Below are 15,720 nucleotides of genomic sequence, written 5' to 3'. Positions count from 1 at the left end.
TCTCGTTTCACACGTTCAGGTGGCCGGGGCGCTGAGTCAGCGTCCCTTCAGCAGCGGGAAGTAGCGCCGGTCAGCCTGACTCATATGGCCGACAACCAGCTCCTGAATGATGAAGTTGAGCAACTCGTCGTTGCCGAGGGTGCCTGCGCGGGCGGCGTTCATCAGCTGGGCCGCTTTTTGCAGCAGTTGCTGATGGTCCTGACGGTGGGTCTCTAGCTCGGCGTAATCGAGCTCGGCCAGCAGGCTCTCCTCGAAGGTGAAATGGTGGTGCGCCATCTCGAACAGGTTCTCCAGACTCTCCAGATAGAGAGCGGGATGGGCCTCGTGATCCTTCATCCGCTCCAGCAGCCGGTTGGTGAGCACAAAGAGCTGGCGATGTTCGGCATCGATACGGGGATGGCCGCACTCGTGGCTACCTTGCCACACCAGCGAGCCCTGCGCGGGGTCGAGCCCGGCGGTATAGAGACAGACCCGGCCACGGCCGCGGTTTTTCGCCTGATACATCGCCTGATCCGCGTGGTGCATCAGGGTTTTGGCATCCTCGCCGTGCTCCGGATAGAGAGCAATCCCGATACTGCTGGAGATGCGCAGCTCCTGCTCGTCGCTCATCCTGAAGGGGTGGCGCAGGCTGTGATGGAGATGGTCGGCGATGGTCAGTGCCTCATCGCTGGTGTCTGGCAGCAGGATAACAAATTCGTCGCCGCCAAGGCGTGCCACCAGATCATGCTCCCGCACGCAGTAGCGCATCCGCTTGGCCACCATATTGAGCAGCACATCGCCGGTCTCGTGGTCGAAGGTATCGTTGATCGGCTTGAAGTGATCGAGATCGATGAACATCAGTGCCAATGGCTGGTCGGCGTTGTGCTCCAGCGCCTCTTTCAGCCGTTGCTGCAGCAGGCGGCGGTTGGGTAGACCGGTCAGGGGATCGTAGAAGGCGAGGCGGCGCATCATCTCCTCGCGGGCCGCCCGCTCGGTGATGTCGCGGGTTACCCCCAGAATGGCCTCTGGTTCCCCTTGCTCGTTGCCATGCAGGGTGGTGATGGTCTCGGTGGCGACCAGATGGCCATCCTTGTGGCGCAGATCGGTGCGAATGACGCTGCGAGTCTGCTCATGTTCACCGCGATACCAGGCTGCGAGGGTGGCGGTGATCTCCTCCTTGAGTTTTATGCGTGCGGCATCGGGCAGCAGCTTCTTGAACGGCAGGGCGAACAGCTCGCTCGCGTTGTAACCGCTCAGCGGCTGAATGGCCGGGCTGATGTAGCGAAAGCGCAGGCTGGCAGTATCCATGGTCCAGATCACGTCGGCGCTGTTCTCCGCCACGAAGCGGTAGTGCTGCTCGCTCTGGGCCAGCTCGCGGGTGAGGCGCTGGCGGTCGCGCGACTCCTGACGCAGACGCAGGTAAAGGTGTAGGAAGATGCCGAGCAGGATCAACAGGGTAAAGGTGATCAGCATGGCGATGGCCACGCTCTTGTCGAGCAGCTGCCGCTGCTGGCGCAGCCGCTCTGTGGCCGGATTGTAGAGAAAGCGATCGAGGCTGATGTCGGAGGCGAGCAGGCCCGCCTCCCGATAGATATTGGCGATCTGCTGCCAGCGCTCCGGCTGCATGTATCCCGGCTCGACAAAGTCGGGCTGCATCAGCGAGCGGGTCTCGCGCGCTTCAAAGGTGAGTTGCTCCCGTCCGGTCCCGCTAGGGTAGTGCTCCATGATCCAGTCGATCATCTCCTCCGGATTATCCATGGCATAGCGCCAGCCGCGCAGGCTAGCCTGACGAAAGGCAAAGACCCGGCCGGGGCGGGTCGCCAGCTCCCGTTCGGAGGTAAAGAGGTTGTCGGCGTAAAAGTCGTTGCTGGCGCTGCGGGGACTGAAGACCCGATAGGGGATCTCCTTTTGCTGCAGGTAGAAGGGCTCCGTGGTGCTGTAGGCACTGATGGCATCCACCTTGCCTGAGAGCAGCGCTTCGACGCCGTTGTCGTAGGGGTGGATCTGCCACGTTCGGGCGGGAATATGTTTGCTGAGATAGGTGAGCAGCTCGCCGGAGCCAGGTTCCAGCATCAGCCGCTTACCGGCGAGATCGGCGGCATTGCGGATATCGGGTCGATCGAGCGTCAGCAGCAGCAAGGGAGAGTGCTGCAACATGGCTGCCAGCACCACCACCGGCTTGCCGGCGGCGCGGGCCAGCAGCAAGTCGCTGCCGCTGATGCCAAACTGCGCCTGGCCACTGGTCACTGAGTTGACCACATCGGTGCGGGGGGTGGCTTCGCGCAGGGAGACGTTGAGCCCGGCTTCCCGGTAGTAGCCCTTGGCGATGGCGGCGTAGTAACCGGCAAACTGGAACTGATGCTGCCAGGAGAGCTGGAGTGTGACTTGCTCTTCGGCCTTCAGCGGCACGCTTGCAAGCGCAGAGAACATCCAGCTGGCCAGCATGGGCAGGAACCAGAGCGTACAGCGTGGGGAGGGTTCGAGCTCCGTCATACAGGGTGTCTCTCGGGAGGCGGTATCAGAGCTAGAGTCAAACAATTTTTTGTAACCTGCAATAGGGGAAAAAGGCTAGCGGAGCAGGGCAGTAGCGGTATAAAAATTTGTTTTTGTGTTTTTCATCACACTAATTGCCTGCGAAGTCTGTTTTCACAACTTGCCTGCCCCATCCCGGAGTCATATGGCTTGCGAAAATGGCTGCATTTTAGCCATTATCATGCCGTTTTTTCCTCCGAATCTTCGTTTAAATTGCCGCTTTTTGTCGGGAAAGCGTCAGCCTGTGTCGTCATATCACGCGATACTTCTGCGATGTTTTCCACATGAGGGAAATATGTATTCTGGTTGTTTGTTGATGGTTAAATCAGCCTCGTCGCCCGGTTGGCGAGCTCTGGTGTTATGATGTTCCCCCCTGTTCCGGATAAGGCTGTTTCATGTCCCGCTTGCGTCTGCTTGTCTCCGATTCTCACGACCCCCTCTTCAACCTCGCCGTCGAGGAGTGCATCTTCCGCCAGATGGATCCCCGTCAACGGGTGCTGTTCCTTTGGCGCAACGCCAATACCGTGGTGATTGGCCGTGCCCAGAACCCGTGGAAGGAGTGCAACACCCGCCGGATGGAAGAGGACGGGGTGACGCTGGCTCGTCGCAGCAGCGGTGGTGGCGCCGTATTTCACGACCTTGGCAACAGCTGCTTCACCTTCATGGCGGGCAAGCCGGAGTATGACAAGAGCGTCTCCACCGCCATCGTGCTGGACGGGCTCAAGCGACTGGGGATTGAGGCCTTTGCCTCCGGTCGCAACGACTTGCTGGTGGCGACTCCGGACGGGGAGCGCAAGGTATCGGGGTCGGCTTACAGGGAGACCCTGGCTCGCGGGTTTCACCACGGCACCCTGTTGCTGGACGCCGATCTCGGTCGGCTCGCCAACTACCTCAACCCCGACCCCAAGAAGCTGGCAGCCAAGGGGATCAGCTCGGTGCGCGGTCGTGTGGCCAATCTGTGCGAACTGCTGCCGGGGATTGACCACCATCAGGTGAGCGACGCGCTGGCTGCCGCCTTTTTTGAGCACTATGGCGAGCGGGTGCAGCCCGAGCACATCTCCCCGGAGCAGATGCCCGATCTGCCCGGTTTTGCCGAGACCTTCGCCCGCCAGCGCAGCTGGGAGTGGAACTTTGGCCACGCGCCCGCCTTCACTCATCTGCTGGAAGAGCGCTTTGGCTGGGGCGGGGTGGAGCTGCACTTTGACGTGGAGAAGGGGAGCATAGTGCGGGCGCAGATTTTCAGCGACACCCTGGATCCGGCACCCTTCGATCGGCTGGCCCAACTGCTGGTGAGTTGTCCCTATCGCCCTGATGCGGTCGCCAGCTGTTTGCAAGGGTGGCAGGGGGAGTTCCCGGCCAGTCGCGAGGCGTTGAGCGAGTTTGCCGACTGGCTGCTGGCGGCGCTGCGCTGAAGGCACAACTGCTGAAGTGATCGGGATCACGAAATATAAAGAGGCGCATAAAAAGCGCCTTTTTTCTGCCCCTTGCCATGGCTAAAACATAACAAAAAGTATGGCAGACCATTAGTTATTGTCTCTGTTGATGCGCCAGGCCCGGGAGTATAAGGGCCGCACATTTGCTGTACTAATGGTATAAAAATGAGTGACTTAGTTTATCTTCAAGACCAAAGCGTCAACGCCGTCTCCCCCCTGTTTGCCAACCGGTTTGCCAGCGTTAAAGCCAATTTTTTCTCACGTAATCCCGATCTCTGGCCGGTGTTCCGCGAGCCCGGCTTTGCCACCCTCAACGAGTTTCGGGCCCGTGGACTGGCGCCGGATGCGCGGCTCAATGCCTGGCCCGATGGCCGCGCCCGCCTGGCCGATCTCTTCGAGACCATGCCGGTGCCCGCCACCATGCGCACTCCGGGCGAGCCGATGGCCGAGCTGTTGTTTGCCGCCGCGCTGTCGAAGGATTGGGAGAACCCCTCCAGCGTCGAGAACGTCATCACCATGTCGGCGGATCCCGCCATCTATGGCGCCCAGATGGGTATCCTGGCCAACCCCAATCTGGTTTACTCCGAATATGCCGGAGTGGCCGAGGAGCTGGAGAAGAAGGTGGTGCGCCAGATTGCGCTGCTGGCGGGTTACGACCCGGCTCGCGCCACCGGCATCTTCACCCAGGGGGGGACCTTCTGTAACCTCTACGGCTACCTGCTCGGCATTCGTAAAAGCTTGCCACAAGCCAAGCACAAGGGGCTCGGCCACTATCAGGATTACCGCATCATCAACTCCCAGGGCGGTCACTACTCCAACATCACCAACCTCTCCCTGCTTGGGGTCGACATCGAGAACAAGACCATCCGCATTCAGGTCGGTGAGAACAACGACATCGATCTCGACCACCTCGAGCGCACCCTGACCGCCTGTTTTGCCCTGAAACACGTGGTGCCCGCCATCATGCTCACCATGGGCACTACCGACACCTTCGGGGTGGATCAGGTGAAACCCGTGTTCGAGCTGCGCAATCGCCTCTGCGAGCAGTTCGAAGTGGCAGTCAAACCGCATATCCACGTCGATGCCGCCATCGGCTGGTCGATGATCTTCTTCCTCGATTACGACTTTGCCGCCAACCCGCTTGGCATCAATGCCGCGACCCTGGCCGGGATCGAACGCAACGTGGCGCGCTTTGCCGAGCTCAAATATGCCGACTCCTTTACCGTCGACTTTCAGAAGTGGGGCTATGTGCCCTACACCTCCAGTCTGGTGATGATCAAGGAGCAGGATGACCTCAAGGCGATGGAGAATGACCCGGAGAACTTCTCCTACTTCGAACGGGACATTCAGGGGCAGACCCACCTGCAATCCACCATCGAGTGCTCCCGTGGCGCGAGTGGTCTGTTCGGTGCCTATGCGGCGCTCAACTATATGGGGGTCGAGGGGTATCGCATCGTGCTGGCCCACTGCCTGCAAAATGCCAACTACTTCCGCTTCCGGTTAAGCCAGCTCGGCAACGTCAAGCTGGTGGCGCAGGAGAATCAGGGGCCGAGCGTCGGCTTCAAGATCTACAACCCCGAGTGGGTGAGCGATCCGGAGGCCGAGTTCGCCTTCGAGCTGGCCCGCTCCAGCGATCCTGCCTACAAGGCGCGGCTGCAGCGCAACACCGACTATCACCGCAGCCTGTTCAAGGGGCGCGGCAAGGTGGGGCTCTACACCAACTGGGTGGAGGCGGTGGCCCACTCCGACTATGACGTTCGCGGCAAGTACTCCTATATCGCCGGAGAGAAGGCTGTCTTTATGAACCCCGCCTGCACCCGCGAGCAGATCGACGCCTTTATCGACCATATTCGCGGTTGAGGGCACTCTTCTTGACCACCGATAGTGGCCAGGGTGGTTAGGAACCTCGCCAACAGATAAACAAAGGGCAAGCCAATTGGCTTGCTCTTTTGTTTTTGCAGCACTGTGCGTAATCAGTGGGGAAGGCCTAGTTCAGAGGGCCAGCAGTTGCTCGTTCTCGACAATCTCACACCCGGCGGGCAGTTTCGAGAGGGCGATCATGGCGCGGGCCACCTGACGAGCCTCGATGGCGCGCCAGCGGGCGAGTTTGCTCACCTGCAGTGGCCGAAACAGCGGGTAGATGGTCTGAAAAATCTGCTCGGAGAGGCGCGGTGGCTGGCGATCCCCGAGCAGCATGGCGGGACGCACGATGGCGAGCCGTGGCCAGGATTGGGCCAGCAGGGCCTGCTCCATCTCCCCCTTGGTTCGCGGATAGAGAGCCGGGGACGATGCACTGGCCCCCATGCTCGAGACCACGATAAGGCGCTGACAACCGTGGCGGCGGGCCAGTTCGGCAAAGGCGACCACATAGTCGAGATCGACCCGGCGAAACGCCTCGGCAGAGCCCGCCTCCTTGCGGGTGGTGCCGAGGGCACAGAAGGCGATATCCACCGGTCGGGGCAGGGTGACGCTGGCCAGATCATCAAAATCGACCGGCAGCCAGTGGTGCGCCTCCTTGCCCGGCTTGCGACAGAGCAGGGTCAGCTCGTGTTCGGCGGGCAACTGTTTGATCAGCTCGCGGCCAATCAGGCCGCTGGCTCCGGCAATCAGGATCCGGCTCATGATTCTCTTCCTGTGTCGCTCCGGTAGGAAGTGTCAGCATCGGGCAAACGGCAGCACTCTGCAATCTGCACTTGTTTGCCGGGGGATAAAACAAAACCGGCGCGAGGCCGGTTTTGCGAGATATCAGAGCGGGGTGTGGAATGCCGCTGGCAGCGGGAAGTCACCCGTTACCGTGGTGAGCCTGTCGTTGGCGAAGGTGACGGTGAGCTCTTTGCGCTCCTTGTCACCGTGGCCTGGCTGGAATTCATAGAGGTAGTACCAGGTGTTGGGGTCAAAGCCGTCACGCAGCATGGGGGTCCCCAGTACATAGCTGACCTGCTCGCGGGTCATCCCCTGGCGCAGTTTGTCGACCTGTTTTTGTTCCACATAGTTGCCTTGGGGAATATCGATACGATAGACCAGGCTGCAACCGGAGAGGGTGAGGGCGGTCAGGGCCGCGGCAATCAGGTGTTTCATCCGCATAACGAGTTCAGATCATCCATACAGTCTTTTTTGGCTCGGCAAATCATACCGACTCCCTCCACGGAAGTAAAAAGCCATTGATCCATCAGCCAATAAAAAGGGCCGCACTGCGACCCTTTTTGGCAATCCGGCGGCCGTTACATGGCGGCGCGGAAGATGGCGACGATCTCTTCGTGGCTCGCCTGTTTCGGGTTGGTGAAGCCGCAGGCATCTTTCAGGGCGTTGCTGGCCAGGGTATCGAAGTCATCAGCCTTGACGCCGAGCTGCTCCAGACCGGCCGGGATCTTCACATCCAGCGCCAGCTGCTTGATGGCGGCAATGGCAGCGGCAGCGCCCTGCTCGTCGCTCATGGCGCTCACGTCAACCCCCATGTAGCGGGCCACATCCTTCAGACGAGCCGCGCTCACCTGGGCGTTGAACGCCTGAACGTGGGGCAGCAGCACGGCGTTGCAGACACCGTGGGGCAGGTCATAGAAACCGCCCAGCTGGTGGGCCATGGCGTGCACATAGCCCAGGCTTGCGTTGTTGAATGCCATGCCGGCCAGGAACTGGGCATAGGCCATCTGCTCGCGGGCATGCAGATCATCACCATGGTTGACGGCGGTGCGCAGGTGCTTGGCGATCAGCTCGATGGCCATCACGGCGCTGGCATCGGTCACCGGGGTGGCGATGGTGGAGACATAGGCTTCGATGGCGTGGGTCAGGGCATCCATGCCGGTGGCGGCGGTGAGACCGGCCGGCTTGGCCAGCATCAGCTCGGGATCGTTGACCGACATCAGCGGGGTAACGTGCTTGTCGATGATGGCCATTTTCACGTGGCGCGCTTCGTCGGTGATGATGCAGAAGCGGGTCATCTCGGAGGCGGTACCGGCAGTGGTGTTGATGGCGATAAGCGGCAGTTGCGGCTTGGCGGAGCGATCCACCCCTTCGTAATCCTTGATGTTGCCACCGTTGGCTGCCACCAGCGCGATGCCCTTGGCACAGTCGTGGGGCGAACCGCCACCCAGCGAGATGACGCAGTCGCAGCCGTTGGTCTTGATCATCGCCAGACCCGCTTCGACGTTGCTGGTGGTGGGGTTGGGTTTGGTCTCATCGAAAACTGCGCTTTCAATGCCATGTTCAGCCAGCAGGGTGGTGAGCTTGGCGACCACGCCGATCTGGTTGAGAATTTTGTCGGTGACGATCAGCGCCTTGCGATAGCCGTAACCCTTGATATCGGCGGCAGCCTCTTGCAGGCAGCCGGCACCCATCAGGTTGATTGCAGGAATATAGAACTTGAATGTAGCCATGATGGACTCCCTATAGTTAGCCATTAAGTGGTAATTGGCTGCCACGTTACCATCTTGCGGGGGATACAAAAGCATCTGTTTTGCAACTTTACGGGGGCGATCACGGGACATTAATTAAGCGTTGAACCGGGCTTGACTTTCCCTGTTACATCCCGATTTCCTGAAAAACGTTTTTCAATTAATTCATCAGGTTAGAAAACGTTTTGCCTGCTCTTCGATGTTGTCAATGCGTGGAAGTGTGAGGCGCTTCAAGGAATTGGAAAGCGCTTTCGACCATAGTTGGCGCCTCCCCGAAGAGGGGGGTAAAGGCTTGAAAGTATCATAAAGAATCATCTTAATTTGCGTCCTGACCATGCTGGCAGGGGGCAACCAGGAGTCCAATATGTCTGATGTATTTCACTTGGGTTTGAAGAAAGCGGATCTGCAAGGCGCCACCCTGGCGATCGTCCCCGGTGACCCCGAGCGTGTGAAGCGTATCGCAGAGCTGTTGGATAACCCGGTACACCTAGCCAGCCATCGTGAATTCACTACCTGGCGTGGCGAGATGGACGGCAAGGCCGTGATCATCTGCTCTACCGGTATCGGTGGCCCGTCCACCTCCATCGCAGTAGAAGAGCTGGCCCAGCTGGGTATCCGCACCTTCCTGCGCATCGGCACCACCGGCGCCATCCAGCCGCACCTGAACGTGGGTGACGTGATCGTGACCACCGGCTCCGTGCGCCTCGACGGTGCCAGCCTGCACTTTGCACCGATGGAGTTCCCGGCTGTTGCCGACTTCGACTGCACCACCGCGCTGGTCAACACCGCCAAAGAGATGGGCTCCAAGCTGCACATCGGTGTGACTGCCTCCTCCGACACCTTCTACCCGGGTCAGGAGCGTTACGACACCGTATCCGGCCGCGTAGTGAGCCGTTTCCAGGGTTCCATGAAAGAGTGGCAAGCCATGGGCGTGCTGAACTATGAGATGGAGTCTGCAACCCTGCTGACCATGTGCTCCAGCCAGGGTCTGCGTGCCGGTATGGTGGCTGGCGTTATCGTCAACCGTACCCAGCAAGAGATCCCGAACGCCGAGACCATGGCGAAGACCGAATCTGATGCCATCAAGATCGTACTGGGCGCTGCCCGCAAGCTGATCTGATAGCACCACAAAGAGTGGGGGGTGGGGGCCGTTGCGAAAGCGCGGCCCCTATCTTTATCCGCCGTTTACCGCTTTTCCTCTCCCGTCACGCCTTCCACTGCTCCCGTCGCACTCGCGCTGGTTGTCTCTCCCCATTGCCTCTAAAACGGCGCTGCACAGCGGATCTGCATCGGCTCGCCGCTCACCGGATGAGCAAAATCCAGCTCGCTGGCATGCAGCATCAGCCGCGGCGCCTGTTCGCAGCCGGGTGGCAGCAGGCCACCATAGAGATCGCAGCCGAGAATGGGGTGGCCCAGCAGCTGGCTGTGGATGCGCAGCTGATGGGTGCGGCCGGTCTCCGGCAGCAGTCGTACCCGGGTCAAAGGCACGGTTTGTCCCTGCATCTGCTGCTCCAGCCGTTCAAGCACCTGATAGCGGGAGCGGGCGGGTTTGCCGCTGGTGGCGCAGATCTTCATCAGCGGGAAAATGGCCGGATCCTTGGCGATGGGGGCGTCGATAACCCCTTCGTCGTTAGCCAGATGACCGCACAGCAGGGCGCTATAGGCCTTGCTCACCGTCCGCTGGCTGAACTGCTGGCAGAGCAGGGCATTGATGGCCCTGTTTCTGGCCACCACCATGATGCCTGAAGTGCCAAAATCGAGGCGGTGCACCAGGGTGCAGCCGGGGTAATCCTGCACCAGTCGATAATGCACCGAGTCGAGGTTCTGCGGATTCTTGCCCGATAGGCTCAGCAGGCCGCTCGGCTTGTTGATGAGCAGCAGGTGTTCATCTTCGAACAGGATCTCGATGGCGGCACTGCAGGGCGGGGCGATAAAGGTGTCGACGATAACGGACATAGGGTGCACGGGCAGAAAACGGGGGGTCATCATACCCAAGTGGCGGGTAAGGCGCGAATCGGCGTAGCGGATACGCTCGCCACACTATCCCCTCGTTGCGGCCTGCCGCTGGCCGGCTGTGACAGCGCGAAGGTAACTGATTGAAAAAAATCAGGAACCGTTTTGTGACCCCCTCCCGAGTTCAGCCGTTGCGAGCTTGCTAAGGTAGGGCTCCCTTTGATGTTGTAAGGAGTCTCTCCATGGCACTGCCCGTTATTCTTGATTGTGATCCCGGCCACGACGACGCCATCGCCCTGATTCTGGCGTTGGCCAGTCCTGAACTGAAGGTGCTGGCGGTCACCACCAGCGCGGGCAACCAGACCCCGGACAAGACCCTCAACAATGCCCTGCGCATCCTCACCTTGCTGGGACGGGACGATATTCCAGTGGCGGCCGGGGCGCCGAAACCGCTGGCCCGCGAGCTTATCATCGCCGACAACGTCCATGGCGAATCGGGTCTCGATGGCCCCAAACTGCCGGATCCCGCCTTTGCACCGCAGGGGATGACGGGGATTGAGCTGATGGCCAAATGTCTGCGCGAGAGCGCGGAGCCCGTGACCCTGGTGCCGACTGGCCCGCTCACCAATATCGCCCTGCTGCTGGCGACTCACCCCGAGCTAAAGGGCAAGATCGCCCGCATCGTGCTGATGGGGGGCGCCGCAGGGGCCGGCAACTGGACACCAGCGGCGGAATTCAATATTTATGTGGACCCGGAAGCGGCCGATATGGTCTTCAAGTCGGGCATCCCCATCACCATGTGCGGCCTCGATGTGACCCACGAGGCGCAGGTGATGGACGAGGATATCGAACGGGTGCGTGCCATCACCAATCCGGTGGCCCAGTGTGTGGCCGGTCTGCTCGATTTTTTCATGATCTACCATCGGGATCCCAAGTGGGGATTTGCTGGCGCGCCGCTGCACGACCCCTGTACCATTGCCTGGTTGCTCAATCCCGCCCTGTTCCATGGCGTGGAGTGCCGGGTCGATATCGAGACCCGGGGTGAGCATACCGTGGGGATGACGGTGGTGGACCGCTATGGTCTCTCCGGCAAACCAGCCAATGCGCTGGTGTTGCTGGGGCTGGATCGGGCAGGCTTTATCGATCTGCTGGTCGAGCGGCTGCGGGCCTTTGGCTGAGCGCCGATTCACTTTTTGCAAGAAGGGGCAGGGAATGTGGAAGACAGGGTTGGCGCTGCTGGCCGGGTTGCAACTGACAGGCTGTGCGACGCCATTCGAGCGGATGTGGCAGGGGTTGGCGACCTGTGATTTTAACGATCTCTACATCGACGGTGAGACCGGGCGGCCGGCCAATCTGCAGCTCAACAACTACACCCCCTACAAGGTGAGCGACGGCTTTGCCTGGTACAAGGTGCACGAGGAGCTGCACGGTTTGCCGGTGGTCGGTTTTATCGTGCCGGCCTCCAGCTTCGAAGTGCACGCCCTCTTTGTCGATACCCCCATCGCCAATGCCCGCCGGCTGACCCACAACGCCTACGGCAGCGAGTTTAGCGACGAGCAGAAGCACAACGAGGGCTCAGCCCCTCTGCTTTTGCGTGATCCCAACAACCCCAAGCGCTCCATTATCGACTGCACCCGCGGCGAGTCTGACGGGGAGCTTGAGGATTCGGCCATGCCCGAGTAGGGCGACCTGTCACGCCATCGGCCTGAAAAAAGAGGGGCCAGCCTTGCCAGCTGGCCCCTCTTTTTTATTGTTGCTCAGTGCCCGGATCAGGGGTAGCTCAGCGTCTCCTTGATAAGAGGCAGCCGGGCCTTGATCCATGCCGGATTGATGGGGCCCCAGTCGCTGATGCGGTAGTGCCCCTGCAGGTGGCGAGCCCCCTCGGTCTGCTCGAAGGCGCAGCTGATATCGAGTTCGGCCAGCGCGCTCAGGGTATCTTGCGCGGTGCGGCGCGGCATGCCGGTCGCCTCCATGATGGCCGGCACCGTATCCGTGCCCTGGCTGATCAGCCAGGCCACGTAGAGGCGGCGGTAGAAGCTGGTGCGGGTCTTGCTCGGCTCGCTCATAGCTCGTCCTCAAGACGATCGAAGTAGCGCCAGGTTGCGATGGCGGCTTTGCCCATCACCAGTGCCCAGAGGCCGAACCAGAACCAGCGGAAGAAGCTCCAGGTGGAGGCGTCAGGCTCGGTGCTCTCAATCTTGGTGACGTTGGGAAACATGGAGAACATGTTGATGCGCCAGCCGTAGGAGGTAATGATGGCGAGCCGTTTTTCAAACTCCATCGACTTGGCCTTGGCCTGCACGTCGGCGGCGTTGAACTTGAAGTAGAAGGGCCAGCCCCACTCGGTATCCTCGTTGCGGAACACCCGGATCTTCTCGCCGGGGCGCTCGGTGTAGATGTAGTAGACATCGGTAGTGGGGCCGTCAGCCGGGTTCTTTTGGCTGATAGGGCCATCCTTGTCGGTGCGTTTCACCTCGACCCCGGTGATGGTGGCGATGGTGTGCTCCGGCAGGTAGTAGTCGAGCCAGGTGGCGGAAACGAGGGCAATGAGCCCCAGGGCGATAAAAGCGGGTTTCTTGAATCTCAGGCTCATGATGGTCTCACGTAAGGGGGAGTGACGTGCCTCTACCATACTCACATTTGCCCCCACAGCCCAGCCCCTTATGGCACCAACTGCCAAAAAATGGCGTTTAAAACAACTGCCTCCTGCACCACGCATCGTGGTTAAACCTGTCATAATGCGTTGCTCGGACGGTTACCGGAGGAGGGGAAAAACGTGTTGATTGACACTGTATGGAGGCGTAAGGGGAGTGTGCGAAGAGATATGTGGCCGAATAAATAAAGCCCCTTATTTATAAAATAAGGGGCTTTATTGCTATCCAGAGGCCTGTGCCGGCCTCTTGTTATCTTTCCCGGCAGCGTATCAGAGCTGGAAGTGAGAGAGCTGCTTGCGCTGTTGCTCGGCCAGCTCCGAAAGTTCGTGGCTGGCGCTGGCGCTCTGGCTGATGCCGGCGGAGCTCTGGCTCACGATCTCGTGGATGTTGGTGATGTTGCGGTTGATGTCGGCAGTAACGCAGGATTGCTCCTCGGCGGCGGTGGCCACCTGGGCGTTGGCATCGTTGATCTGGCGCACCGCCCCCGTGATACCGCTCAGCAGATCCTGTACCTGCGCGGAGAGGCGCTGGTTGTTTTCGAGGATCTCCAGCGTCTCCTGAACCCCCTGATTGGCGGATTGGGACTGGCTCTGCAACTGCTCGATGATGGCCTGGATCTCCTTGGTGGAGGCCTGGGTTCGGGCCGCCAGCATCCGCACCTCGTCAGCGACGACGGCAAAACCGCGCCCGGTTTCGCCGGCACGGGCCGCCTCGATGGCCGCGTTGAGGGCCAGCAGGTTGGTCTGCTCGGAGATCCCCTGAATCACTTCAATCACCTTGCCGATCTGCTCGGACTGGGTCTTGAGGCGAGCGACGATGGCGGCGGCATCTTCCAGACTGCCTGCCATCCGGCTGTTGGCGGCAATGCTCTCGCCAAACAGGGCAAGCCCCTGCTCAACCCGACTGTTGGCATCGCGGGCCAGCTCGTCGGCCACGGCGGCGTTGTGGTTGACGTTGTCGGCGGTGCTGGAGAGCTCGGTCACCGCCGAGGCAACCTGCTCAATCTCGCCGCGCTGCTGCTGGGCGTTGGCTTCGGCCTGGGTCATCACCGCGGCCAGCTCGGTGGCGGCGGAGGCGACGTTGTTGCTGATGCCGGTCAGGGTTTCGATGGTGCTGCCAAGCTGCCCCAGAGTGAGGTTGATATCCTTGGCCAGCTGGGCCAGCTCGTTGTCACCCTCGACCTTGGCGCGGACGTTGAAGCGACCCTGCGCGACGGCATGCATCACGCTCTGCAGCTGGCCGATGGGGCTGACGATGCGGCCGGAGAGCCACCAGCCACACAGCAGTGCCGCCAGCAGGGCGACGGCCGTGAGCAGCAGGGTGCGCAGCAGGGTGGCATGGTAGTGGGCCTGCTCCTGTGCCAGCTCGCTCTGGGTCAGCTGGTTGATGTGGGCCGACATGGTGTCGATCTCTTTGATGAGCTGTTCGCCCAGCTCGCGGAACTGGAGGCGGGCGGCCTCATACGCCGCGGCATCGCCACCCCCCTGATGCTTTTGAGTCAGCAGCGGCAGCATGTTGTTGCGGGTGTGGCCAAGGTAGGCCTGCAGGGCAGCCGCCACCTGACGGTTATCCTGCTCAGCGCCCGGGATCACCAGACGGCCGAGGATGGTGGTGATCTCCTGCTCGGCACTGTTGAGGTTGGCGGGCAGGGCGGCAAACTGGGCCGCGTCGTAGAGGCCGTAGATGGCGCTGGTGCGCAGCCGGTAGGTGGCGTGGATCAGTTTGGCAATGTCGTCCTTGTTGCGCACCACGCTCTGGGTCGTCTCATCTATGTCACTAATGGCTTCGTCCAGACCCTGTTTGCTGATGGCAATCATCACCATCATCAGCAGACTGGCCAGCAGCAGCGGTATCAGTACCTGAATTCTTATTGATAGATTATTCAATGACATATGAGACGTAACCCCGAAAATGAAGGAGGCGCTATCTTACACAGCCGCGACAGGGGGTGTCACAGCCTTTTGTTGCTGAAATATGCTGAAAGCAAAGGTTTTTTCTTGTCTGAAAAGCGCGGGATGGGCAAGATGACAGGCTTGCTCAAATAACAATCCGGCGCTGTTTACGGCTGCCTGATCCTCGTTTGCTACCCTGTTTTGCCATGGAGGTTTGTCGTGTCCAGCTGGATTGATCCGGCCATTCTGGCGCTCTTTATCCCCACCTTCTTCTTTGTCTCCGTCACCCCGGGCATGTGCATGACTCTGGCGATGACGCTGGGGATGAGCCTTGGCGTGCGCCGCACCCTGCACATGATGTGGGGGGAGCTGATTGGCGTCGGGCTGGTATCGGTGCTCTCGGTGATCGGGGTGGCGGCCATCATGCTCAACTATCCGGCTATCTTCGCCGCCTTCAAATATGTGGGCGGTGCCTATCTCATCTGGCTCGGCATCCAGATGTGGCAGGCCAAGGGGAAGATGGCTATTCCGGCCGATCTCGCGGCCGGGCAGCAGAGCAGCCCCATGGGGCTGGCGCTGCAGGGCTTTGTCACCGCCATTGCCAACCCCAAGGGGTGGGCCTTCATGATCTCCCTGCTGCCCCCCTTTATCTCGGCCAGCCGACCGATGGTGCCGCAGATCACCGCGCTGGTGGCGCTGATTTTGGTCATCGAATTCTCCTGCCTGCTGCTCTACGCCAGCGGCGGCCGCACCCTGCGCCACTTCCTTGCCAAGAGCGGCAACGTCACCCTGATGAACCGCATCGCCGGTACCCTGATGCTGGGAGTGGGGGTCTGGTTGGCGCTCGGTTGAGCGCCGTCAGTGACCCTCGCCCATAAAAAATGCC

The 15,720-nt window shown here is 60.6% G+C and carries 14 protein-coding genes; 6 read left to right on the top strand and 8 right to left on the bottom strand.

Annotation, left to right across the window (positions count from 1 at the left end):
• Window positions 1-36: 36 nt before the first annotated feature.
• Window positions 37-2,472 (bottom strand): diguanylate cyclase domain-containing protein, encoded by a 2,436-nt coding sequence (locus tag AACR93_RS19925; RefSeq protein WP_043851762.1) that lies wholly within the window; start codon window positions 2,470-2,472, stop codon window positions 37-39.
• A 434-nt stretch (window positions 2,473-2,906) separates the two neighbouring features.
• Here AACR93_RS19925 and AACR93_RS19920 point away from each other — a divergent pair, with 434 nt between their 5' ends.
• On the top strand, window positions 2,907-3,923 hold the full coding sequence (locus AACR93_RS19920) for a lipoate--protein ligase A (RefSeq protein ID WP_043851761.1): 1,017 nt from the start codon (window positions 2,907-2,909) through the stop codon (window positions 3,921-3,923).
• Between the two features lie 186 nt (window positions 3,924-4,109).
• Window positions 4,110-5,804, top strand: a complete 1,695-nt coding sequence (locus AACR93_RS19915; RefSeq protein ID WP_043851760.1) for a pyridoxal phosphate-dependent decarboxylase family protein — start codon at window positions 4,110-4,112, stop codon at window positions 5,802-5,804.
• Between the two features lie 132 nt (window positions 5,805-5,936).
• On the opposite strand, the gene AACR93_RS19910 is transcribed toward AACR93_RS19915, so the two are convergent.
• The 3 genes from AACR93_RS19910 to yiaY form a co-directional block, all read right to left on the bottom strand.
• The gene (locus tag AACR93_RS19910) at window positions 5,937-6,566 is read right to left on the bottom strand and encodes an NAD(P)H-binding protein (RefSeq protein WP_043851759.1); all 630 of its coding nucleotides are present in this window, start codon (window positions 6,564-6,566) and stop codon (window positions 5,937-5,939) included.
• A gap of 123 nt (window positions 6,567-6,689) precedes the next feature.
• Window positions 6,690-7,028, bottom strand: a complete 339-nt coding sequence (gene bamE, locus AACR93_RS19905; RefSeq protein WP_033113504.1) for an outer membrane protein assembly factor BamE — start codon at window positions 7,026-7,028, stop codon at window positions 6,690-6,692.
• A 137-nt stretch (window positions 7,029-7,165) separates the two neighbouring features.
• Window positions 7,166-8,317, bottom strand: coding sequence for an L-threonine dehydrogenase (gene yiaY / locus AACR93_RS19900; protein WP_043851758.1), 1,152 nt, complete (start codon window positions 8,315-8,317; stop codon window positions 7,166-7,168).
• A gap of 382 nt (window positions 8,318-8,699) precedes the next feature.
• On the opposite strand from yiaY, the gene udp reads away from it, so the two are divergent.
• Window positions 8,700-9,455 carry a uridine phosphorylase gene (gene udp, locus AACR93_RS19895; RefSeq protein ID WP_005337975.1) on the top strand — a complete coding sequence of 252 codons (756 nt, stop codon included), beginning with the start codon at window positions 8,700-8,702 and terminating at the stop codon, window positions 9,453-9,455.
• Window positions 9,456-9,595: 140 nt separating this feature from the next.
• On the opposite strand, the gene AACR93_RS19890 is transcribed toward udp, so the two are convergent.
• On the bottom strand, window positions 9,596-10,291 hold the full coding sequence (locus tag AACR93_RS19890) for an RluA family pseudouridine synthase (protein WP_156153026.1): 696 nt from the start codon (window positions 10,289-10,291) through the stop codon (window positions 9,596-9,598).
• 239 nt (window positions 10,292-10,530) lie between these two features.
• Here AACR93_RS19890 and rihA point away from each other — a divergent pair, with 239 nt between their 5' ends.
• Both rihA and AACR93_RS19880 read left to right on the top strand, forming a co-directional pair.
• On the top strand, window positions 10,531-11,466 hold the full coding sequence (gene rihA, locus AACR93_RS19885) for a pyrimidine-specific ribonucleoside hydrolase RihA (RefSeq protein ID WP_043851756.1): 936 nt from the start codon (window positions 10,531-10,533) through the stop codon (window positions 11,464-11,466).
• Between the two features lie 34 nt (window positions 11,467-11,500).
• A complete protein-coding gene (locus AACR93_RS19880) occupies window positions 11,501-11,971 on the top strand; it encodes a hypothetical protein (protein ID WP_033113507.1) in 471 nt (156 codons plus the stop codon).
• A gap of 86 nt (window positions 11,972-12,057) precedes the next feature.
• Here the strand turns inward: AACR93_RS19880 and AACR93_RS19875 are convergent, their stop codons facing one another.
• The 3 genes from AACR93_RS19875 to AACR93_RS19865 form a co-directional block, all read right to left on the bottom strand.
• The gene (locus AACR93_RS19875; protein ID WP_043851755.1) at window positions 12,058-12,354 is read right to left on the bottom strand and encodes a winged helix-turn-helix domain-containing protein; all 297 of its coding nucleotides are present in this window, start codon (window positions 12,352-12,354) and stop codon (window positions 12,058-12,060) included.
• Window positions 12,351-12,881 carry a DUF1523 family protein gene (locus tag AACR93_RS19870; protein WP_041208367.1) on the bottom strand — a complete coding sequence of 177 codons (531 nt, stop codon included), beginning with the start codon at window positions 12,879-12,881 and terminating at the stop codon, window positions 12,351-12,353. The genes AACR93_RS19875 and AACR93_RS19870 overlap by 4 nt, the downstream gene beginning before the upstream one ends.
• A gap of 330 nt (window positions 12,882-13,211) precedes the next feature.
• Window positions 13,212-14,834: a methyl-accepting chemotaxis protein gene (locus tag AACR93_RS19865; RefSeq protein WP_043851754.1), complete on the bottom strand. Its 1,623-nt coding sequence runs from the start codon at window positions 14,832-14,834 to the stop codon at window positions 13,212-13,214.
• A gap of 219 nt (window positions 14,835-15,053) precedes the next feature.
• Here AACR93_RS19865 and AACR93_RS19860 point away from each other — a divergent pair, with 219 nt between their 5' ends.
• Window positions 15,054-15,686 (top strand): LysE family translocator, encoded by a 633-nt coding sequence (locus AACR93_RS19860; protein WP_043851753.1) that lies wholly within the window; start codon window positions 15,054-15,056, stop codon window positions 15,684-15,686.
• Window positions 15,687-15,720: the final 34 nt, after the last annotated feature.

This window comes from Aeromonas sp. L_1B5_3 (assembly GCF_963866575.1).
Classification (GTDB): domain Bacteria; phylum Pseudomonadota; class Gammaproteobacteria; order Enterobacterales; family Aeromonadaceae; genus Aeromonas; species Aeromonas jandaei.
This window is presented reverse-complemented; position numbering and strand designations above follow the sequence as displayed.

What these genes read in the sequence shown, in the direction of transcription:
- AACR93_RS19925 (WP_043851762.1), bottom strand. Translation starts at nt 2,472, where the DNA reads ATGACGGAGCTCGAACCCTCCCCACGCTGTACGCTCTGGTTCCTGCCC.
- AACR93_RS19920 (WP_043851761.1), top strand. Translation starts at nt 2,907, where the DNA reads ATGTCCCGCTTGCGTCTGCTTGTCTCCGATTCTCACGACCCCCTCTTC.
- AACR93_RS19915 (WP_043851760.1), top strand. Translation starts at nt 4,110, where the DNA reads ATGAGTGACTTAGTTTATCTTCAAGACCAAAGCGTCAACGCCGTCTCC.
- AACR93_RS19910 (WP_043851759.1), bottom strand. Translation starts at nt 6,566, where the DNA reads ATGAGCCGGATCCTGATTGCCGGAGCCAGCGGCCTGATTGGCCGCGAG.
- bamE (WP_033113504.1), bottom strand. Translation starts at nt 7,028, where the DNA reads ATGCGGATGAAACACCTGATTGCCGCGGCCCTGACCGCCCTCACCCTC.
- yiaY (WP_043851758.1), bottom strand. Translation starts at nt 8,317, where the DNA reads ATGGCTACATTCAAGTTCTATATTCCTGCAATCAACCTGATGGGTGCC.
- udp (WP_005337975.1), top strand. Translation starts at nt 8,700, where the DNA reads ATGTCTGATGTATTTCACTTGGGTTTGAAGAAAGCGGATCTGCAAGGC.
- AACR93_RS19890 (WP_156153026.1), bottom strand. Translation starts at nt 10,291, where the DNA reads ATGTCCGTTATCGTCGACACCTTTATCGCCCCGCCCTGCAGTGCCGCC.
- rihA (WP_043851756.1), top strand. Translation starts at nt 10,531, where the DNA reads ATGGCACTGCCCGTTATTCTTGATTGTGATCCCGGCCACGACGACGCC.
- AACR93_RS19880 (WP_033113507.1), top strand. Translation starts at nt 11,501, where the DNA reads ATGTGGAAGACAGGGTTGGCGCTGCTGGCCGGGTTGCAACTGACAGGC.
- AACR93_RS19875 (WP_043851755.1), bottom strand. Translation starts at nt 12,354, where the DNA reads ATGAGCGAGCCGAGCAAGACCCGCACCAGCTTCTACCGCCGCCTCTAC.
- AACR93_RS19870 (WP_041208367.1), bottom strand. Translation starts at nt 12,881, where the DNA reads ATGAGCCTGAGATTCAAGAAACCCGCTTTTATCGCCCTGGGGCTCATT.
- AACR93_RS19865 (WP_043851754.1), bottom strand. Translation starts at nt 14,834, where the DNA reads ATGTCATTGAATAATCTATCAATAAGAATTCAGGTACTGATACCGCTG.